At 49.4% G+C, this 20,010-nt stretch carries 19 protein-coding genes; 11 read left to right on the top strand and 8 right to left on the bottom strand.

Going from position 1 to position 20,010, the window contains the following annotated elements; genetic code table 11:
* Window positions 1-75: 75 nt before the first annotated feature.
* The 7 genes from ACM1PF_RS26655 to ACM1PF_RS26685 form a co-directional block, all read right to left on the bottom strand.
* Complete coding sequence (locus tag ACM1PF_RS26655; RefSeq protein WP_416668986.1) at window positions 76-885, bottom strand: glucose 1-dehydrogenase; 810 nt, start codon at window positions 883-885, stop codon at window positions 76-78.
* Between the two features lie 108 nt (window positions 886-993).
* Window positions 994-1,824, bottom strand: a complete 831-nt coding sequence (locus tag ACM1PF_RS26660; RefSeq protein ID WP_416668988.1) for a 2-isopropylmalate synthase — start codon at window positions 1,822-1,824, stop codon at window positions 994-996.
* Between the two features lie 272 nt (window positions 1,825-2,096).
* Entirely contained in the window at window positions 2,097-2,345 is a 249-nt protein-coding gene (locus ACM1PF_RS26665; protein WP_416668989.1) for a hypothetical protein, read from the bottom strand.
* 292 nt (window positions 2,346-2,637) lie between these two features.
* Window positions 2,638-4,071, bottom strand: a complete 1,434-nt coding sequence (locus ACM1PF_RS26670) for an AAA-like domain-containing protein (RefSeq protein WP_416668991.1) — start codon at window positions 4,069-4,071, stop codon at window positions 2,638-2,640.
* Window positions 4,072-4,116: 45 nt separating this feature from the next.
* The gene (locus ACM1PF_RS26675; protein ID WP_416668993.1) at window positions 4,117-4,293 is read right to left on the bottom strand and encodes a hypothetical protein; all 177 of its coding nucleotides are present in this window, start codon (window positions 4,291-4,293) and stop codon (window positions 4,117-4,119) included.
* Between the two features lie 273 nt (window positions 4,294-4,566).
* Window positions 4,567-4,926, bottom strand: coding sequence for a hypothetical protein (locus ACM1PF_RS26680; protein WP_416668995.1), 360 nt, complete (start codon window positions 4,924-4,926; stop codon window positions 4,567-4,569).
* A gap of 110 nt (window positions 4,927-5,036) precedes the next feature.
* Window positions 5,037-8,696, bottom strand: coding sequence for a WD40 domain-containing protein (locus ACM1PF_RS26685; protein ID WP_416668996.1), 3,660 nt, complete (start codon window positions 8,694-8,696; stop codon window positions 5,037-5,039).
* A 231-nt stretch (window positions 8,697-8,927) separates the two neighbouring features.
* Between ACM1PF_RS26685 and ACM1PF_RS26690 the strand changes: the two genes are divergently transcribed.
* The 9 genes from ACM1PF_RS26690 (at window position 8,928) to ACM1PF_RS26730 (ending at window position 17,668) form a co-directional block, all read left to right on the top strand.
* Window positions 8,928-9,821: a pyridoxamine 5'-phosphate oxidase family protein gene (locus tag ACM1PF_RS26690; RefSeq protein WP_416668997.1), complete on the top strand. Its 894-nt coding sequence runs from the start codon at window positions 8,928-8,930 to the stop codon at window positions 9,819-9,821.
* A gap of 256 nt (window positions 9,822-10,077) precedes the next feature.
* Window positions 10,078-10,512 (top strand): hypothetical protein, encoded by a 435-nt coding sequence (locus ACM1PF_RS26695; protein WP_416668998.1) that lies wholly within the window; start codon window positions 10,078-10,080, stop codon window positions 10,510-10,512.
* Window positions 10,513-10,629: 117 nt separating this feature from the next.
* Window positions 10,630-11,382, top strand: coding sequence for a MinD/ParA family ATP-binding protein (locus tag ACM1PF_RS26700; protein WP_416668999.1), 753 nt, complete (start codon window positions 10,630-10,632; stop codon window positions 11,380-11,382).
* Between the two features lie 293 nt (window positions 11,383-11,675).
* Window positions 11,676-13,100, top strand: a complete 1,425-nt coding sequence (locus tag ACM1PF_RS26705) for an AAA-like domain-containing protein (protein WP_416669001.1) — start codon at window positions 11,676-11,678, stop codon at window positions 13,098-13,100.
* 141 nt (window positions 13,101-13,241) lie between these two features.
* Complete coding sequence (locus ACM1PF_RS26710) at window positions 13,242-13,970, top strand: tetratricopeptide repeat protein (RefSeq protein ID WP_416669003.1); 729 nt, start codon at window positions 13,242-13,244, stop codon at window positions 13,968-13,970.
* Window positions 13,971-14,052: 82 nt separating this feature from the next.
* Window positions 14,053-14,961 (top strand): ABC transporter ATP-binding protein, encoded by a 909-nt coding sequence (locus ACM1PF_RS26715; RefSeq protein WP_416669005.1) that lies wholly within the window; start codon window positions 14,053-14,055, stop codon window positions 14,959-14,961.
* Window positions 14,962-15,018: 57 nt separating this feature from the next.
* A complete protein-coding gene (locus tag ACM1PF_RS26720) occupies window positions 15,019-15,885 on the top strand; it encodes an ABC transporter permease (RefSeq protein WP_416669007.1) in 867 nt (288 codons plus the stop codon).
* A gap of 293 nt (window positions 15,886-16,178) precedes the next feature.
* On the top strand, window positions 16,179-17,516 hold the full coding sequence (locus tag ACM1PF_RS26725) for a tetratricopeptide repeat protein (RefSeq protein ID WP_416669008.1): 1,338 nt from the start codon (window positions 16,179-16,181) through the stop codon (window positions 17,514-17,516).
* Window positions 17,513-17,668, top strand: a complete 156-nt coding sequence (locus ACM1PF_RS26730; RefSeq protein WP_416669011.1) for a hypothetical protein — start codon at window positions 17,513-17,515, stop codon at window positions 17,666-17,668. Before ACM1PF_RS26725 ends, ACM1PF_RS26730 begins: the two co-directional genes overlap by 4 nt.
* Here the strand turns inward: ACM1PF_RS26730 and ACM1PF_RS26735 are convergent.
* On the bottom strand, window positions 17,665-18,012 hold the full coding sequence (locus tag ACM1PF_RS26735; protein ID WP_416669013.1) for a YkgJ family cysteine cluster protein: 348 nt from the start codon (window positions 18,010-18,012) through the stop codon (window positions 17,665-17,667). The genes ACM1PF_RS26730 and ACM1PF_RS26735 overlap by 4 nt on opposite strands.
* Window positions 18,013-18,249: 237 nt before the next feature.
* Here ACM1PF_RS26735 and psb30 point away from each other — a divergent pair, with 237 nt between their 5' ends.
* Together psb30 and ACM1PF_RS26745 are read left to right on the top strand one after the other, a co-directional pair.
* Window positions 18,250-18,381, top strand: coding sequence for a photosystem II reaction center protein Ycf12/Psb30 (gene psb30 / locus ACM1PF_RS26740; protein WP_416669014.1), 132 nt, complete (start codon window positions 18,250-18,252; stop codon window positions 18,379-18,381).
* A gap of 504 nt (window positions 18,382-18,885) precedes the next feature.
* On the top strand, window positions 18,886-19,878 hold the full coding sequence (locus ACM1PF_RS26745) for a ribose-phosphate pyrophosphokinase (RefSeq protein WP_416669016.1): 993 nt from the start codon (window positions 18,886-18,888) through the stop codon (window positions 19,876-19,878).
* Window positions 19,879-20,010 lie beyond the last annotated feature (132 nt).

Genomic DNA, 20,010 nt, shown 5'->3' on the forward strand with positions numbered 1-20,010 from the left:
AACTGTAGTTATCATCAATGTGCGATCGAACAAACGACACTCCACGCCCCAACAAACTTGATCTTTAACCTTGCATCAAGCCGACCAGGGTTCCATGAAATCTGCGTACAGCGTTAATCCGCCATCAATGTAGAGCGTTTGTCCCGTGATGTATGCCGCTTCATCGGAGGCGAGGAATGCCACAGCAGCAGCCATTTCTTCCGACGTGCCAGGACGTTTCATGGGAATATGCTTTTCCACTTCCGCCTGCTTTTCCGGATCTTCAGTCCAGGCTTTGTTGATCGGTGTAATGGTTGCCCCTGGAGCCACGCCATTGACTCGAATCCCCCGATCGGCATACTCCAGAGCCAGGGTTTTGGTCATATTGCCCATGCCGCCTTTACTCATGGAATACGTTAAATAGGAGGGACGAGGGATGATTTCATGAACGCTGGAAACATTGATGATGACACCCGATCGATCGGACTTTAAGAACTGCTTCAAGGCTTCACGGGCACAGAAAAATGCACCTCGCAGATTCACGCCCAGGACAAAATCGTAATCACTGGCTTCCAGCTCATGGGAAGGCTTTTCGTTTTGCACTCCGGCATTATTGATCAAAATATCCAGGGAGCCGAATTTTGCCACTGTCGCATTTACTACCTCGATTACATCTTCCTCTTTGGAGACATCTCCTTTAATCAGCAAAGACTGAACGCCACAGTCTTCGATCTGACCGCAGGCTTTTTGCATCACCTGATCTTCAGTGGTTTCTGCTCCTTCCCGATCGCTGCGATAGTTAATGGCTACATTACAACCTTCCTGAGCCAGGCGGATGGCGATCGATTGGCCAATTCCAGAGCTTGCTCCGGTAACCAGGGCCGTTTTACCTTTCAATCCATTCATAGGGCTTAAAATTAATCAGTTTTCTGTATTTTCATCGCCAGTTAGGCACCCACCGAGACAATACCAACAGTTTCAGAAAATTGACCTCTACCTTGGGGGTGAGTTGTGTCAAGTGTTCGTGATTTGCTTCACCAACGCTGAGATTTGCTCTAATCGGGAAGGGTCGATCGCAGTCTGATACTTTGCACCGTTCTGAATGCCCCGCACGACTTTTCCCAAATCGGCATTTCCCTTCCTGGCTCCCAATCCGTTAATCGAACATTCAATTTGCCGCACCCCATAATCCAGGGCAATCAGCGAGTTCTCCACCGCAAAGCCCAAATCATCATGGCAGTGAACCCCGATCGTCGCTTGCTCAATATTGGGAACGCGATACATTACGGATTCAAGTAGGTCAGCAAAGGTTTGAGGCGAGGCAATTCCCAAACTATCGGCGATCGTCACCGTAGTGGCTCCACTGCGGATAGCGGTTTCGATCGATCGACAAAGGAAATCAGACTGGCTGCGCGTGGCATCAAAGGCTGTCCATTGGACATCATCACAGTGGTTTCGAGCCAGGGCAATGCTATTCTGAATGGTTTCTAACGTTTGGTTTTGATGGACTCGTGATGAATTTGTCAGTCGGGTTGGCGTATATACGTTAATTCGTCCGTTATCCGTTTGTTTGAGAGCCGTCGCAACTTTGGTGATTTCATCCGATCGACTATTAGCTAATCCGCAAAGGGTCGTGGGTTTAACTTGCTTAGATACCCGCTGCATGGCTTCTTCATCAACAGAATACATACCTGGATATCCAATTTCCAGAACTTCTACCCGCAGGGCTACCAGGTGCTCTGCCAGTTGTAGCTTTTGGGGAATGCTGAATTTAGATTTGAGGGCCAGTTCACCGTCTCTCAAGGTCGTGTCAAACAGGGTGATGCGCGCAGCATTGTTATTCATAGTGATTCACAGATCGCTGGCAGGTACAGTTGGGGCGATGGGGTATTGTTATGATCGGGTTGCTTGTGTTCCACCCTAATCAATCTATCATTACCTTTGGGGCACTACCGTGGTAGATACCATTTGGAATCGATCGCACGCCTTACCGAACAGTAAGGTGGTTCCGACAGGAACACACTGCTACACCCTACAAAGGTGGTACCCGGCAGGGGCGCACTGCTGTGCGCCCTTACAGCAGGTTTCTGTTAGAATGCCGTTTTATTGCACATCCCTCAGAGTGTCATCGATCGCACATAGATCCGCATAATTTCACCGGGTTCTTTCGTGGTAGCCTGCTGAATCTGCGAGAAGGGAAGGGGGCGTGACCAGTCTTCCACTCGACAAAAATCGCACCGATACAGACGGGCAATGGTCAACTCCACATCATTGGGCTGACCGATCATCAGGATTTTTACTGAACGACGGGCAGGGGAAATTAGCCGATCGCCCTCTGGAGGCAGACCGAATCGTTTGTCGGACATGATTGGTGACTCTCCTTGTGTTCCAGGGTTTGAAGAAACCCTAGAGACTGGCTCCACAGCCTCAGACGGTGCGAGCCAAGGACTAAGAGTGCTATCATGCACCCTAGCCCGGACTAGCTTAGGTAGTCTGTGGTTAGGAGGTCGAGCGTTCTGCTTGCCGGCGCGACGCTTGGCCTCCGCTAGAGAAGTCGTCTCTAGGTGATCCAGCTACCCCCCAGGTCTGTGCAACCCAAAAGATAGCTATAGCTGAAGAGCGTAGCATTAATCGATCGGGCAAATCAAGTCAAAATTGTTACGGTTCGCTCCAGTCACGGCAGATAAAATAAATGATAGACAAAAGGTGTTGATTCATCTGCTCCGATGCCGCCAACTGGCTCTGAATCTGCTGTTTATCAAAGGCTTGACTGGCGACAAAAAATTGATACTCCTCATTACTCAGACTTTTCCCATCAACCCACTGTTGCGCATCCTGGAGAGCCTGTCCCTGAAGCAGATACGTATCATCCTGGCAGCCAGAAGCAATCCACCCTTCCAGAGGAACTGCGTAGGGCCGCAACTTCTGCAATTGCTTATTGACCCATTCCAGGTTAAAAACCGAGGCATAGATGCGGTTAAAAACCTGCAACCTCCCCTGGCGTTTGACAACTAACCCTGACAGGAGCAACTCAATCGCTTCAGAGGAATCAGCAGCCGGCAGGCTCCCCTGTTGCAAAATCTGCTGATACAGTCCAAGCAAGCGGCTGGCCCGTTGTTCATGGCTGAGTAACCGATCGCGGATTGTCCTGAGATGGGGCGGTTCATCCTGTGCGATCCAGTTTTCAATCATTTGTGATTCAACAATTGTTGCGATGCGATCGGCAATCGCTCCATGCTGGGTCAGCATTTCCCGCACCAGCTTTTGCAAAAAGGGAGACTCGGTTTGAGCTAACCTTTCTCCATCGTCCTGGACTCCCCTTTCCCCATTACCACTCTGCGCCACTAATTGACATAACTTTTGCGTTAAAAACGGTTGTCCGCCTGTCCAGGCCAAAACCTCCTGGAGAACCGCTTGTGGCGCATCAACATTGTCTACCAGACCTGCTTCTAGTGGCTGCACTTCCTGCGGTTGAAACCCGGTTAGCTCGATCGCTCGTCCCATGTTGAAAGGAGTCCGTTTGCGATCGGCGATTAGATCTGAGGGTGAAGCAACTCCTAAAAGGGCAAAGGTCAGTCGTTGATAATCATGGCAGGCGCGCAGCAATCCAAAAAAGTCATCGGTATCGAAGGGAAGGCTCAACGTACTGTCAATTTCATCAAAAAAGATGACGATCGGCTTTGAAATGAAGGTTGGTAAAATCGACTCCAGCAACTCACCTAACCGCCCCACTGCCGAAAATTCCTGCCGTTCCGCTAACCATTGCCGCACGTTAATTTGTCTAGAAAGTTGAAACCCTCGCACCAACCGCATAATGATATCTGCATACCACTGATCAGCAGTTATATTCCGGTTACCGATGCCAGAGAGATCGATCGTGGCACAAGCAAAACCCTCTTCTTGCAACTGTTTGGCCACCCTGACTCGCAGACTGGACTTTCCCATCTGACGACAGTTCAACACATAGCAGAACTCTCCTGCTTTCAGGGCTGTAAACAGTTCATTATCCGCCTGTCGCATGACATAGCTAGGCGCATCAACCGGAAGACGACCACCTACTTGATATTCATAAGATGAGGTAGGAGATTGCATAGCCAATCGGTTGGGTTGGGTATTGAGCATTATTCTAATTCCAAACTAGCGGATCAGGCTCGTCCAGGATAGGGTATCGCTAATTTTTTTGAGATTATGCCAGTTAGGGGAAACAAAAATTTGATACAGAATTGTGATTGATAAGATACAAGCAGAACAGACTGCAATTAGCTCAAAAAGATGAATATCATCATGGTGAGAGTAACGATATCTATGACGCATAGCTATTTACCTGATGAGTGACGTTAGAAAGTGCTTTAAACCCTTCTATTGTTGATGTTTCAGTTATAGGATGAATGGCAGAACCAGGCAATACAGAAAAGTTAGGGAGTTCGGAGAAGGTCGCTGAGGAGGAATCCGGCGGAGGCTGATTTGAACCATCTGCCACAGGGGATTACCTATGACAAACCAGTGCCAGACTGCGGTTTTCCACCCTCCTTAACTTTTCCGAACCCCGTTCTTAACTTTTCCAGATCTCTTCACCTAACCTTGCAGCTAAACCGCCCCATCCCACTCTCGAATTAACTCAATGCGATCGACCCCAAACACGGGCCCTTCAAAACCATCCAGTGGCAACTGAGTGCCATAGACACAGCCATAGAACCGATCGTGGGGTGCACGAATTGAGTTGAGCACTGCCTGCACCTGTGGATCTGTGCTGGTCAAAAAATTAATCTCAAACTCATTCGCACGAATTCTCACCGCATCATCCAGGGACGTTCTGGGTTCGCCAGGCTTTTTTTCGTTAAATCGAAAGATGATCCCACACAGACGAACGGGTTCCGCTTCATGCAAGTTAATGGCTGAATCAGGTTGGCATTCAGTCATCTTTGAAGAAGTCGTGTAATTCATCATGTTTTTAATCTCCTTAGGTCCGGACAAAGTGTTTCACTATTGCTGTTTTAGTACCTAAGAAAATAGTTGTCGATGGGAAAAAGTTAAGGTCTTATAGTCAGGACAAATACTTAAACAATTGCCCCCAACATCTGCAAAGTAGCGATCGTCGCCTCAGTTAAGCCCTTCACCCCCGTCAGGCGCAATCCCTCATAGAGCCGCCTGGCAATCAAAACGCCCTTACAGTCGCCCGTTTGAGCATTCCAGAGCCTGACCGTTTGATCCTGGGAACCACTGGCGATCGTTTGTCCATCCGCATTAAAAGCGATCGACGATACCAGATGTTGATGTCCAGCACAGACGTGAAGACATGCCCCAGACTGAACATCCCAGACTCGCACCGTTTGATCATGGGATGCACTGGCCAGCAGCTTACCATCTGGACTAAAGGCGATCGCAAACACCCAGTTCGTGTGTCCCATCAGAGTCTGCAAACAGTGACCCGTTGCAATATCCCATAGTTTGATGGTTGTATCCGTGCTGCAACTGGCCAGCCGTTCGCCATCGGGATGAAAGACGATCCGCCAGACTCGGCTTTGATGCCCCCGTAACTCTTTGATGCAATGACCAGTATCTCTGTCCCAAAATTTAATCGTTTGATCTGCACTGCAACTAACCAACTGTTGTCCATCCGGGCTAAAGGCCGTTCCCAAAAGCTTCTCGGTGTGACCTCTGAAGGTTTTCAAGCATTGTCCCGTCTGAATATCCCACAATCTCGCTGTGCCATCCGCACTCCCGCTGATCAACTGCTCTCCATTGGGATGAAACGCAACTACGTTTACCCAATCCGTATGCCCCTGCAAAACTTGAAAACATTCACCCGTTTGAGTCTGCCATAGCCGAATTGAGCAATCCGTACTGCCACTTGCTACAACCTGCCCAGTAGGACTGAAGACCACAGAGTAGATGAAGTCCGTGTGCCCCCGCAGCGTGTTCAGATACTCCCCCGATCGCCAATCCCAGAGCCGTACCGTTTGATCATTACTGCCGCTGGCGAGAAGCTGACCGTCTGGGCCAAACGCCACCGGGAGAGCCCAATCCGTGTGTCCATACCAGGTTCTCAAGCATTGTCCACTCTGGTAATCCCACAATCGCAATGTTTGATCCAGACTGACGGAAGCGATCGTCTGTTGATCGGTATTCACAGCAACGGAACAGACTTCATTGGTTTGTCCGTACAACGTCTTAATGCAGGTGTCACTATAGTAATCCCACAATTTCACCGTTCGATCGCCACTGCCGCTGAATATCAGAGCACCATCCGAACTTAAAGCAATCGCATAAATACTCCCCTGGTGTCCCGTATAGGTTCTCAGACATTCCCCCGTCTGGTAATCCCAGAGTTTAATTGTGCGATCGCTACTCGCACTCAAGAGGGATGTTCCCTGGGGGTTAAAAACAATTGAACGAACGCAATCCGTATGGTCTGAAAGGGTTCCCAGACAGGTTCCCGTTTGCACATTCCACAGTTGAATCGTACAGTCAGCCGCGCCGCTGGCCAGAATTTTTCCATCTGGACTAAAGGCCACTGAACGCACCCAATCCCCATGTCCTGTCAGGGTTCTCAGACAGTCACCATTGCGAACATCCCAGAGTTTCACTGTCCGATCGCCACTCCCGCTCGCCAGCAGAGTTCCATCCGGACTAAACGCCACCGTGAACACTTCATGCTCGTGCCCCAATAACGTTTTGATACACACGCCATCATCCGTCCAAAGTTTGACTGTGCGATCGGCTCCACAACTTGCCAGAGACTGACCATTAGGACTAAACACTAAAAACCGAACCCAGTTCGCGTGGCCATGACAAATGCGCAGCAAATTGCCCGATCGCACTTCCCAAACCCGCACCTCACAATCCGTCCCCCCCGTTGCCAACCGCTGGCCATCTGGGCTGAAGTCTGCCCACAAAACATTGCCCAGGGTTTCCGTAAAGACACAGCGAGATAAATCAGACCCCGTAAAGTTCACATCATGCAACGCCACTCCCTGTAAGTAGGCTTGCCAAACCGTGAGATCAGACCCATCAAATCCTGCCAAATCCACTCCAGCATGATGGAGCAAATTCAGGGCATTTCCCGCTGCATAACCCGTCTCCTTTGGCAGCTTTCCCCGCAAGTGAGCCAGTAATTGACTGAGGCAATCAGCAATGGCATCGGTACTACCCAGTTCAGCTATCAGGCAATCGATCAACGGTTGCAGAATCAGACCCGATTGGGTTTCTCTAACATAATCTTTGGACTGCGCCTTAATTAGGGCATGGCTTTGAAAAAGCATTGTTGCAGATCGGTTCACTGCCGGAGAATCATTGTTGGATGAATGGTATCCCGCCATTGCTCCCCTGACCAGTTCTTCACAAACCCGTTCGACTAACTGATCAATCACATACTCCATAACAACAGGCTGCTGCGTAAAGCGAATGTGGGTTTTCTCAATAAAGGAACGTCGCTGCAATGAATTCAGGGACTCCAGAAACTCTCGCATTGGAATACTTATAACAAAATCAGATTGCAACTCCTGTAAACTTGAAGGCTCACGGTTAATTGCCAGCCAGTACATCATCGATCGCTCTAATTCCGTCAGCCGTTCAAATTGTTGATGCAGCAGATCACGAATATCATCAAACAAAAATGCACTGCGCTGAGTCGTTTCTAAAAAGTATGAAACATTACCATCAAAATAGTCATGAATGGACGAGGCTACAATCTTTAACGCCAGGGGGTTGCCAGCATAGCGGGAAACCAGCATTTGCCATTCTGCATCCGTCGCTGTAAAACTGCCCTTCACCCCAAACAACTGCCGGCCATCACGGTCGGGCAACCCTGAAAGTTGCAGCGATCGCACAGGCAATGATTCTCCTTCAAAGGCACTCAGTCCATAGGGCTTTTCCCGCGAGGTGAGAATCAGACAGCTTTGATGAGTGGTTTCCGCAACACACCGCAGGAGTTGACCGTATCCTTCATACCCTGGTCGATATCGTCCAGTTCGATCGCCGCCCTGCAAAATCGATTCAGCATTGTCCAGAATCAGTAAACAGCGTGATGATCTTAAATAGGTTAACAGTTGCGACAACTGCCCCGATAGATGAGGTGCTAAATGGGTTTCCTGCTGCTGCGATAAACATTGGATCAGATCAGTCAGCAGTTCTTCAATGGGAAGGGAATTCCGAAGCGATCGCCAGAGAATGAATTGAAAGGGGGAAGGGGGAACTGAATGGATAGAATGCGCCAGCTTCACGACTAACGAGGTTTTGCCCATCCCTCCCATGCCCAGCACTGTGACCAAACGGCAACGCTCTTGAACCACCCACTGGTTTAGCGTTTCCAGTTCAGTCTGGCGACCATAAAAAATGGCAACATCGGGAGCTTCGCCCCAGTCAGTTACAAGGGAGGCTGGAGCATCAGGGGGATGGGAAAAATGCTTCTCTGGCACTGCGATCGCTGGCGGGTTGGGATTCGCCGGTTCCCCTGCCGCGATCGTCTCCCAATCTAAGCCCAGCACCTGACAATAGGCCTTAAATGCCTCTGCATTAATTGGCACTTTTCCTGCCAGGAATCGTTTCCAGGTTCCTTCCGAAACTCCAACCGCTAAGACTCCCTCCTGTGCCCAGCAAGTCCCCAGGATCTCACTGGCAGCTTCAAGCCAGCGGAAATCATTCACGGCCCAGCCTTTTTGCTTGCGAGCTTGTTTAATTTGCGCGATTCCCTGGGGAGAAGCCTTAATGGTGGTCACAGTTTTTGGGGGAGCTAGGGAGGGTTCAAACGGCTAATTCCTTTGTAAATAGATTTGCTCATTTTTTTGGTGACTTGCGTTACCATAATAAACCTATGTTTGCCAAGATCAGTTTTATGGGTTCCAACTGATCCAGAATCGCTTTAAAACTGATCCAGGGCTGATCTTGGTTTCGCTGAGACCGATCGTCAATAATCAAGTGCAACAACTAAAGGGGACACCAGGACTAACATGACTTTTCATCCTGGAGAAATTGCTGTCCAAATGCGTGCAGGAGTAAGAGAAGCGGCTGAGCGACTGAGTCCGTTTATCAGTGACACGATCAAGCCTGCTGCACTGGAATTTCTCCAGACTCAACCCATCGCCATTGCCAGTACGATCGCAGAGAATGGTCGTGTTTGGACCTCGTTGCTCTCCGGTTCACCGGGTTTTATTCAACCTTTAGATGAACAAGTGATCCAGATGCAGGCGATCGTCCCTTCTACTGATCCACTGCATCAGAACCTGCGCCATGATCCCCATCTCGGACTGCTGGTGATTGATCTGGTCAATCGCAGACGACTCCGCTTGAATGGAATCGCAACCCTGCAATTGGGGAGCATCAACCTTCAGCTTCAGCAAGTGTTTTTTAACTGTCCCAAGTACATCCAAACTCGATACCTGAAAACAACGATCGCCTCCACTTCACAGCCACCTGAAACTCAAACCAGACTCTGCTTGAGTGAGTCTGATCGCCATTGGATCACAAGTGCTGATACCTTTTTTATTGCCACTGCCCATTCTGCCAGCGGAGCGGATGCCTCGCACCGGGGCGGTTATCCAGGGTTTGTTCAGATTGCCAGTTCCGATCGCCTGCTCTTTCCCGACTATGCAGGCAACAATATGTTCCAAACCTTTGGCAATCTGGCAGTGAATCCGAATGCGGGACTCCTATTTATCGACTTTGACCAGGGACATACCCTCCAGCTTACAGGGAAAGCAACCGTTCTCTGGGATACGGAACGGATGACAAGCTTCAAAGGGGCACAACGGCTGGTTGAGTTTGCGATCGAACAAATTCTGGAAACTCGCAATGCAACTACTCTGCGCTGGCAGTTTGGCGACTATTCTCCGGCAAATCCTTGATCGGCTGAATTGAAAAGGTGTACGGAAGGGCTTTGAAAACGGGTCAAGCTTTGAAAGCTGATTAGTTGCTTGGTGATGGGCAGTGCCTACCTGCTACTTTTTATCCGATCGCAAACCATCTCACTTCAGTCCTGTCAAGATCAGTTTGGCTCCTTACCGCCTGATCGGGTACTGATATGTCTGATCATTAAGCTGATCTTTCGTAATCGATCGCCATCAGGCAAGGTTATAGATGAAAACGAGCTGACCTTGAACCATGAACCATTCCGCTCCCATCATCCCAGGGCAGAACGTGCATCAACGCCCCCTCCCAGGGTTCAATTTTATGAATCAAGCCTATGCTGAATGCTTACCTCTCCCCGTTGAGCAACCTTTGAGATACCTCAAAGACCTGATGCCAGAAGTGTTTCAAAATCGCTTTCAAGCGGCTGAAACTGCAATTCGCATCTCTCGACTTCAGGCAGAAGTGATCGCGCTCAGGCGGGAACTTGCTACGCTCAAGCAGGAAAAATCTGCTTTAAGAACCAGGCTAGAAGAAATACAGACACTCAAGCCGCAAGGTCAAGGGATGCAAATTGCAATTGACCATACCAAACGGGTGCAGCAAGTAGCTGAAATTGTGCGAACAGATTATTTTAAGCAGTTGCAGGTAGAAGTGGAGAGATTGCGGTATCCCGCTGATGGGTCGTAGGTGTCTATCCGAATCGCTGGAGTTTTTCGGATCCAAAACTCCTGAAACGGTTTTTAGATAGGTTCCAAGTAACGATGCATCAGTATGAACTGTGATGAATGATTGAGGAATACAGTGATGCCTAAAGTAATTGCAATTCATTCCTACCGGGGTGGAACGGGTAAATCAAATTTAACGGCAAACTTAGCAACGACGATCGCCCTTCAGGGGAAACGAGTGGCCATAGTCGATACAGATCTTCAGTCTCCTGGTATTCACACACTCTTTGGGATTGATGAGCGATCGGTTCATAGAACGTTGAATGATTACTTATGGAATCGTAGCCCGATTCAGGATACAGCCTATGATGTGAGTCCTCAATTAGGCATTGAAACAGGACGACTGTTTTTAGTCCCTGCCAGTGTCAATGCTGAAGAAATTGCTCGTATTCTCAGTGAAGGCTATAATGTGAGTTTGTTGAATGACGGATTTCAGCAGTTAATTAAACAATTAGAGTTAGATTATTTATTCATCGACACCCATCCAGGATTAAGTCGAGAAACGTTACTATCGATCGCCATTTCTAATTTACTGATCCTGATTCTCCGTCCCGATCAGCAAGACTTTCAGGGAACCGCAGTGACGATTGATGTGGCCCGTCAGCTTCGAGTCCGCCAAATCTCTCTCGTGATTAACAAAGTTCTCAATAAGCTCGATCGGGCTGCACTACAGCAGCAAGTTGAGGCGACCTATCAAAGCAATGTCGCTGGGATCTTTCCTTTGACTGAGGAGATGATTGAATTAGGAAGCAGCGGTTTATTTTGTCTGCACCATGCAAACCATCCCTTCACCCAAACTTTGAATCAGGTTGCCACTCAAATTGTAAATTAAATTCCAAATGTCATATCCTCTAATAGCGGATCCCCCTGGTTGACTGACAAAACTTCTCAGTCAAGACCCTGAAAGCCCTTACCCTAGCCCTCTCCCGATGGGAGAGGGAACTGGAAAAGTGAATTGCTCCCCTCTCTCAAAGGGCGAGGGGTTGGGGGTGAGGGCACACAACTTTTGTCAGTCAATCAGCGTATCCCCAGCCAAAACCTACTGATGATTAAATCAACAATTAGACTTTGCAACAGAATTGAAAAACGATGAATTTTACTTTACCTATAGAAACGCAAGAACCTATGTCAAATAACATTAGCGAACACCTGATCCCATTTGATATTGCCTTGAAGGTTGCGGATCAGGGAGTTCTGAAAAAACATGGTAGACATCTGAAAAACATCGAAATTGCCATCCTTCAGGGTGCATGGCAGGGAAGAACCTATGACCAAATCGCTGAAGCCCAGGGATACACTCCGGAATATATTAAGCATGATGTTGGCCCTAAATTATGGCAGCTTTTATCGACTAGCTTTGAGCAGAAAGTCAGCAAGTCCAACCTGATCGCAGTCATCACCCAGCAAGCTGCGATCGACGATCGATTTCAGCCGTTGTCCGACCAACCATTCCAAGCAACCACAGCCCTGCATCCCCAAACCAGCAATGCTTCTCCCTCCGAAATAGAAGAGTGTGTGGGTCTGGTTCCTCTGGGGTCTGCCTTCTACGTAGAACGTCCGCCCGTCGAATCCCGTTGTTATGAAGAAGTCCACAAAACAGGAGCACTGATTCGGATTAAAGCACCTCGCCAAATGGGTAAAACCTCCCTCATGGTCAGGATTCTGGAACAGGCAAAACAACAGCGTGATTCAGATGCGCCAACGGTACATACAGTCGCTCTCAGCTTACAACGGGCGGACAAGGCTATCTTTGCTGATCTAGATAAATTTTTGCGCTGGTTCTGTGCTGCCATTACCCGCAAACTTCAGCTTTCCCACCGAGTCGATGAATTTTGGAGTGAAACCTTCGGCAGTAAGGGCAATTGCACCGCCTATTTTGAAGACTGTATTCTATCTGAAATCAATAGTCCGCTCGTGATTGGACTTGATCAAGTGGATCAGGTTTTTCTTCATCCTGAAATTGCCGATGATTTTTTCACCCTGCTGCGATCCTGGTACGAAGAAGCCGCCTACGGTGAAAGTGGGAATCCCCTCTGGCAAAACCTTAAACTGATCATTGTTCATTCCACTGAAGTTTATATTCCACTGGATATCAACAAATCTCCTTTTAATGTAGGACTGGCGATCGACCTGCGAGAATTCACCCTATCTCAATCTCAGGAATTGTCCCAGCGCTATGGCTTGAAGTTCACTGAATCTGAATTATCTCAATTAATGGCTTTGATTGGTGGCCATCCCTATTTAATCCAGCAAGCCTTTTATCATTTAGCGCGTCAAGATTTAACCCTGACCGAACTCCTACAAACGGCTGCAACTGATGCTGGCATTTACCATAAGCATTTGCACCGCCACCTCCGCCATCTTCAGGAACATCCTGTCCTGGCCAAAGCCTTTGATCAAGTCCTCCAAGCGTCCGAACCCGTGGAATTAGAGCAGCTTTTAGCCTTTAAACTCCATAGCCTGGGTTTAGTGACGCTTCACGCCAATCAGGTCATGCCTGGCTGTGAACTGTACCGACACTACTTTAGCGATCGCAAAATCAATCCATGAAAAGCCAATCAATCAACTGCGTCAGTTCTCTATCGGAAGATCGATTCTGAAAATCCACCCGAATTGGGATTTGCAGCATCTGTCCCTTTGCTAATTTGATCATCATCACAATCCACAAGTAGAGAATGATCAAGTTCATTTATGGATAAGCAAGTGCTGGGAGCCAATGATGCACCGCATGATGATGGCAACTCGTATCTCCGGGGCATGGCACAACTGAAGTCTGGTTCGCCGGATGATGCGATCGTCAGTTTCGATCGAGCCTTAGAAGGTGGAAATAGTGATGGTTTATATCGCTTATATCAAGTTTGGTATGGCAAAGGCGAGGCACTGGCACAGCTTGAACGCTACGAGGATGCGATCGCCTGCTATCAACAAGCTCTGAATGAATATTCAAATGATCCCGAAATCTGGACTTCCTATGGTAAAGCCCTGGGCGCATTAGCTCGATACCGAGAAGCCATTACCAGCTATGAAACAGGTTTAACTTTGCAACGACAAGCAGGCGATCGGCAGGGAGAAGCCAGAACGCTCATGGCTTTAAATATGCTCTATCCCCTGGATGGCAGAATGCGAGAAAGTGCCGAAGCCTTCCAGCAAATGACGGAGATTCTCAACCAACTGGAGATACAGTCCGATGATCCCTATCGGATGTCCATCATGGGCGGTGTTGCCCTGCCCAATCAGCAACTCCACTTCCTGATGCACTGGATCAGACAGCTCAACCGGAGTTCAATTCAAGTCCAGGTGCGATCGATCCTGCTGCGGATCAGTTGGTTCATGTTCTTTGGATTTTCCCTGGCATTGATCCTGATTTCCACCCTCTGGTGGTCAAAGCGGCGCACTTCCAGTCAGTCCAGTCCAGCCTGAATGTTCAACTGGCAGCCTGGAAAGGGGGTTTGTTATCTTCACAAAGGGACTCCCTTTTCTTACCCAGCTAACCAGCTAACCTATGAACATTCTTGAGGCACATCATCTACAAAAAACCTATCGCACTCAAGGAAAGCCGATCGTCGCGGTCAAAAACGTTTCCCTGAGCATTGCGCCCAACCAGGTACTCGCATTTTTGGGGCCCAATGGCGCGGGTAAAACCACAACCATCAAAATGATTGCCGGACTCATTCTGCCCGACAATGGCTCCGTGCGGATCGTCGGCCATGATCCCTTCCGGGAACCCAAAACCCTGGGGCAGCTCGGCGCAGTCCTGGAAGGTAATCGCAACCTTTACTGGCGGCTTACCCCCGAAGAAAACCTGGAATATTTTGGCGTATTACGCGGCTTAAGTCAGCGGGTCGCCCGTCAGCGCACCCATACTCTCCTGGAACGATTTGGCTTAGCTGAAAAACGCCGCAAAACCGTTCAAACCTTGTCGCGCGGGATGCAGCAAAAACTGGCAATCGCCGTTGCTCTGATCCACGATCCTCCCCTCCTGCTCCTGGATGAACCCACCCTTGGACTCGACGTAGAAGCCACCGAAAGCGTCAAACGTCTCGTGCGGGAAATTGCCGCCGAAGGCCGCGCTATTCTGCTCACCACCCACCAACTCAACATCGCGGAGGAACTCTCCGATCGCGTTGCCATCATCCACCAGGGCGAAATCCTGCTCGAAGAACCCACCCCTGATCTAATTCAGCAATTTTCTGGCAGTACTTACCTGATCGAACTGGAACAGGAACTAGACAGCGATCGAATCAGCAAAATCGCTGCACTGGGCAGCACCATAACCGCCAACACCATTCAGATTCCCAATGCCGACACCCTCTACCCGATCATGGCGATCCTCAACCCCCTGCCGATCCACCGCATTGAACGAGAGCAGGCAAACCTCACCGACATTTTTCTCAAGGTGATTCAACAGTAACGGCAAAGGCGATCTTTCACTGGCAGGCAAGATGCCTGCGCTACGTAGGGGTGCGATGTGAACGCGAACTGTTCCTTCCATCCCGAATCCCGTGCGGGCGATTCGAGAATCGCCCCTACCCACTCCCTACTCCCCACTCCCCATTCCCCCTCCATGTCCCTCTTCCTTGCCGAACTCAAACGCAGTTGGATCCAATCCATCCGCTATGCCTCCGAAATCCTGGCAGGCGTGATTGGTACTACCGTCATCTTCTACGGACTCTTTCTCAGTACTCGCTATATTGCTGGATCAGGATTTCAGTTTGGCGATCGACTGGATGCGATCGTCATTGGTTATGTACTCTGGTCCCTGATGCTCTTTATTCTGGGTGACATTGCCGGTGGACTCCAGCAAGAAGCCCGTACGGGAACCCTGGAGCAACTTTTTCTCTCTCCTTACCCTGCGTCCACCGTCTTTCTGATGCGGGCCGCCTCCAGTTTGCTGATTAACTTACTGATCAACCTCAGCATTTTGTTCATCATCATCGCCTTTACGGGCAGCCAGATCGCCTTTCCCCCCACCCTCTTTCCACCCCTGATCGCTGTTCTGATGGGAGCCTACGGCATTTCCTTTGCGATGGGATCCCTGGCCCTATTGCTCAAACAAGTCCAGCAGCTTCTCAGCATCTTTCAGTTTGCCCTGCTGTTTTTATTTACAGCCCCCGTCGAAACCTGGACAGGCACCGCCAGAATCCTCGGCTGGTTAGCCCCTATGGCTCCGGGAGCGGGCTTACTGCGCGATGTCATGGCCCGAGGAGTCAGCCTGGACGGACTGAACCTGGTAATTGCCCTGCTGAATGGATTGATTTACCTGAGTTTGGGCTTACTTTTATTTCGTTTTGCTGAAAGGGAAACAAAACGTAGAGGCAAATTAGGGGGATATTAAATAAAGATCTCTGATCAGTAAAGTAGAGAGGCTCAACGATCGACCCAACAAACAGGGTAAATTGACTTCGTGTTCCTGAGGAATGCAAATTGAATAATCCGAAACTCTTGTGGGGTGGGCATCTTGCCCGCCCAGTTCAACAAGCAGAACGGTAAACGGTGTTTAACCTCCTACCCTCCGCCCCCTGTGTCCTCAGCGTATCGTCACCCGAAAAGCCCATCGTTCGTGGGACTCGTTCGCCTCTTGCTCAAACCCTCACCCTTGTCAGTATCCATCCCCTGGACAGATCATCCATGAACCAAGCTCCGAAAAAAGCTTCAACCCTTGCAGCACTCAGCTCGATCGCCCTTTTGATCACCCTGTTCAGCTCAATTGCTCCCCTGCAAACACCCCGATCGATCGCCCAGGAAATTGACCCCGACATCGCCCCCGAAGAGATTCCCGACCAAATTCTGCCCCCCCAACCCGTCCCTCCCCTTTCCGAAGTTCAGCGGAATGCCGTCAAAGAAATCATTCGGGAAGAACTGCAAACCAGCAACGAAATCAGCGATCGGGTGCAGAATACCGTTAACCAAACCTTTGGCTGGACAATTACCCTGATTAACTTTCTCACGGCCGTCCTGATTGCCTTTCCCATCGGCGTTGGAGTCATCTTCTGGATGCTTCAGCAAAGTATTACCGCCAAATTAGAGGAGCAAATTAGGGCAAAAATTGAGCGAGAAGTCAAAAAAGGCTTACAAGAGCAGGTTGGCTCAGAATTAGAAAAACAAATCAGTGGCTTTAAGCAGGAACTTGTCCATCAGAAAGCCCAGCTTCAGCTCGAATTTGTTGCCGTCCAGCGAGAGAAAGATCGAGTCATCAGCAGAATTTCGCAGGTGCTTGCCGAACGCGATCGAACCCTGGAGGAACTCGCCCTTTCAGAAAAGGAAATTTCCCCGGAAATGCAAGCCAAAATCCAGGAACTCACCCATCAGCTAGAAGCATTAAAAGCCAGCAATCCCAACCTGTACCTTACCGCAGAAGATTATCTCAACCAGGGAGATGCCTTACAGTTTGAACAGCGTTACAGTGAAGCGATCGAATCCTACGAGCAAGCTCTCTCCCTGCAACCCGATCTGGGCATTGCCTGGGCTAAAAAAGCCATGGCCCTGAAACGATCGCATCAGTATAGTGCTGCTCTGGAAGCTAATGAACGGGCATTGCAGATTGACCCAAACCTGCAAGCTGGATGGTTAGGCAAAGCTTACGCCCTGCTGAATCTCAAACAATATGAAGCTGCACTCTTGTCCTTCGAGCGCGCCATTCAACTTAATCCAGAATCTTCTGCCTGGCGATGGTATGGCTATACCCAAACCAAATTGGAAAAATATGAAGATGCCCTCAAAAGTTTAGATAAAGCGATCGAACTTCATCCTGACCACGGACGATCCTACTACTGCAAAGCCTACTTTCACCTGACCCAAAATCAGCCCGAGCAAGCCTTCCGCAACCTGAAACAAGCGATCGAACTTCACCCCCAACACCTCGAAGACCTCAAAACCGATCCCGACTTTGAATCCATCCGCACAGACGACTACTTCAAGCCTCTGTTTGAGTCGATCGAACCCGACACTTCCCTCCCCGACGCTTGATCCCTGAGCGGTTCCAGTGGCAGGCAAGACTTCGGCGTGAAGCTCAGTCGAACGCTGCCTGCGCTACGGTAATTAATACGGTAATTAATTTCGACTCCCCACTCCTCTCTCCCGACTCCCCACTCCTCTCTCCTCTCTCCTCTCTCCCCTAAACCCCTACCTCCCGATCGAACCGCAGCATCTCCAGACTCCGATCGCCATACACGCCCTCAATCTGCTGACGGCAACATTCGATCGCAAAATCGTTCAACTCCTCCGGTTCTACGCCGTAAAGATCCTGAAACACCTCTGCCTCCACCCGGCAAAAGCGAGGGCGATCGGCATAGATCTGACATTCCCGCGACTCATGGTCATAGTGAACGCACCAGCCATCTTCCCCCACCAAACTGAGGTAAAGGGCCAACTCCTCCGGTTCCAGATACTGATCCAAATCCGGGCGATCGCCTGGATCTAAATGACAACAAGCCCCACATTTCGTACACTGCCAACGTCCCATAATCAACGCACCTTCTCTCTCTAACCCATTCCCAATTTTTATTCACCCCTCCCTCCTCCCTCCTGACTCCCAACTCCCGACTCCCAACTCCCAACTCCCAACTCCCGACTCCTCACCAATTCCTGTAATAACACCTGAAAACCATAGACCGCTTGCAGGTAAAATATGAATCAGACATTCATTGTCGAAACACCCCGTAACAACACTTAGTAAAAATTGGGCTAATTGGGAGGAAAAATGGATTTTCTAACAAGTTTGGTTGGTGGAATCAACTGGGAAGTCATTGCACAGCTTACAATGTTAGGCTTAATCGTAGTTGCTGGCCCTGCCGTCATTTTCGTCCTGGCTTTTCGCGGTGGCGACCTGTAAGGCTGAGTCTCAGAAATTGAGCCATAACTTACAGAAAGAATCTATCGGAACCTTGAGGGGAGGGTGTAAGGGTCAGTGAGTGCTGCTACACCTTCCCTTTGTTTACTCAGATGTCCAGTCCAGTCTAGTGTCCAGGCTAATCAAATGCCTACGCCAACCCATCAGAAAGCAACTTCGCCCTAGGTGCATATACTTACTCGGTGAGAGCATCACCCCAACAATCGTCAAAACTAATTACCCATCGTTCAACCAATCCTTCATGAACCCGTCTACAATTTTTATGTAGAAACGTTACTAAATGTTAAACTTCTCAGAGATTAATAAAGTAGGGTGGGTGTCAACCTTGTTTTACAGTTCTCATTCACTGTTTAAGTCCCTGTTTTAAGAGCCACTTCTTTGTTTTTTCAGATCATTAACCCATTTTTTAGTATCCGAGAAAACAACAAGAGATGTTTTATGTTTGTGGTGTTAAGATTTCGATGACTGTAGTGTCGAGGACCTGTCGTGATCCGCTCTGCAACTCTGCCTCTTCAGCATCCTTTAACGCAGATTCCTGACAATAGCCGCCTTCGGTTATTCTCTGGTTCCGCTAACGTACCGCTCTCCCAAGAAGTCGCTCGCTACCTGGGGATGGATCTGGGTCCTATGGTGCGCAAGCGATTTGCGGATGGAGAAATTTATGTCCAGATCCAAGAATCGATTCGGGGGTGTGATGTCTATCTCATGCAACCCTCCTGCTATCCAGTCAACGACCATCTAATGGAACTGTTGATCATGGTAGATGCCTGCCGTCGAGCTTCGGCACGGCAAATTACGGCGGTCATTCCCTACTACGGATATGCCAGGGCCGATCGCAAAACAGCCGGGCGTGAATCCATCACCGCCAAGCTAGTGGCAAACCTGATTACTGAAGCAGGAGCAAGCCGGATTCTGGCAATGGATCTCCACTCCGCTCAAATCCAGGGATATTTCGACATTCCCTTTGATCACGTTTACGGATCACCCGTCATCCTGGACTACTTACTCAGCAAGAATCTCAGCGATATTGTTGTCGTTTCCCCAGATGTAGGTGGAGTCGCCCGCGCCAGAGCCTTCGCCAAAAAGCTGAACGATGCGCCCCTGGCCATCATCGACAAACGCCGCCAGGCCCACAATGTCGCTGAAGTGCTAAACGTCATTGGTGATGTCGAAGGGAAAACGGCTGTTTTGGTTGATGACATGATCGACACTGCCGGAACTATTTGTGAAGGAGCAAGACTCCTACGGCATACAGGAGCCAAAGCGGTCTACGCCTGCGCCACCCATGCCGTCTTCTCCCCTCCAGCCGTCGAGCGCCTTGCTGCGGGCCCGTTTGAAGAAGTGATTGTCACCAATACTATCCCCGTTCCCGAAACAAAGCAATTCAACCAACTCACCGTACTCTCCGTTGCCAACCTCCTCGGTGAAGCGATCTGGCGGATTCATGAGGATAGTTCAGTCAGCAGTATGTTTCGGTGAAGGCGCAGGATTGATTGTGGGCTGATCGATGAGGACTGAGTGCTGAGGACTGAGTGCTGAGTCAAGAAAAGTAGGAAGCAGGAAGTAGGTTAGTTTCATCTCCCGCTAAAACCTTCGTTTTACGCTCAGTCC

The organism is Egbenema bharatensis FJBBOT/2019, from assembly GCF_048077055.1.
Classification (GTDB): Bacteria; Cyanobacteriota; Cyanobacteriia; order Elainellales; family Elainellaceae; genus Egbenema; species Egbenema bharatensis.

Coding starts and splice junctions, on each gene's coding strand:
- ACM1PF_RS26735 (WP_416669013.1), bottom strand. CDS start 18,012: ATGGGACGTTGGCAGTGTACGAAATGTGGGGCTTGTTGTCATTTAGAT.
- ACM1PF_RS26690 (WP_416668997.1), top strand. CDS start 8,928: ATGACTTTTCATCCTGGAGAAATTGCTGTCCAAATGCGTGCAGGAGTA.
- ACM1PF_RS26715 (WP_416669005.1), top strand. CDS start 14,053: ATGAACATTCTTGAGGCACATCATCTACAAAAAACCTATCGCACTCAA.
- ACM1PF_RS26695 (WP_416668998.1), top strand. CDS start 10,078: ATGAACCATTCCGCTCCCATCATCCCAGGGCAGAACGTGCATCAACGC.
- ACM1PF_RS26660 (WP_416668988.1), bottom strand. CDS start 1,824: ATGAATAACAATGCTGCGCGCATCACCCTGTTTGACACGACCTTGAGA.
- ACM1PF_RS26725 (WP_416669008.1), top strand. CDS start 16,179: ATGAACCAAGCTCCGAAAAAAGCTTCAACCCTTGCAGCACTCAGCTCG.
- ACM1PF_RS26700 (WP_416668999.1), top strand. CDS start 10,630: ATGCCTAAAGTAATTGCAATTCATTCCTACCGGGGTGGAACGGGTAAA.
- ACM1PF_RS26655 (WP_416668986.1), bottom strand. CDS start 885: ATGAATGGATTGAAAGGTAAAACGGCCCTGGTTACCGGAGCAAGCTCT.
- ACM1PF_RS26680 (WP_416668995.1), bottom strand. CDS start 4,926: ATGATGAATTACACGACTTCTTCAAAGATGACTGAATGCCAACCTGAT.
- psb30 (WP_416669014.1), top strand. CDS start 18,250: ATGGATTTTCTAACAAGTTTGGTTGGTGGAATCAACTGGGAAGTCATT.
- ACM1PF_RS26710 (WP_416669003.1), top strand. CDS start 13,242: ATGGATAAGCAAGTGCTGGGAGCCAATGATGCACCGCATGATGATGGC.
- ACM1PF_RS26665 (WP_416668989.1), bottom strand. CDS start 2,345: ATGTCCGACAAACGATTCGGTCTGCCTCCAGAGGGCGATCGGCTAATT.
- ACM1PF_RS26705 (WP_416669001.1), top strand. CDS start 11,676: ATGTCAAATAACATTAGCGAACACCTGATCCCATTTGATATTGCCTTG.
- ACM1PF_RS26670 (WP_416668991.1), bottom strand. CDS start 4,071: ATGCAATCTCCTACCTCATCTTATGAATATCAAGTAGGTGGTCGTCTT.
- ACM1PF_RS26675 (WP_416668993.1), bottom strand. CDS start 4,293: ATGCGTCATAGATATCGTTACTCTCACCATGATGATATTCATCTTTTT.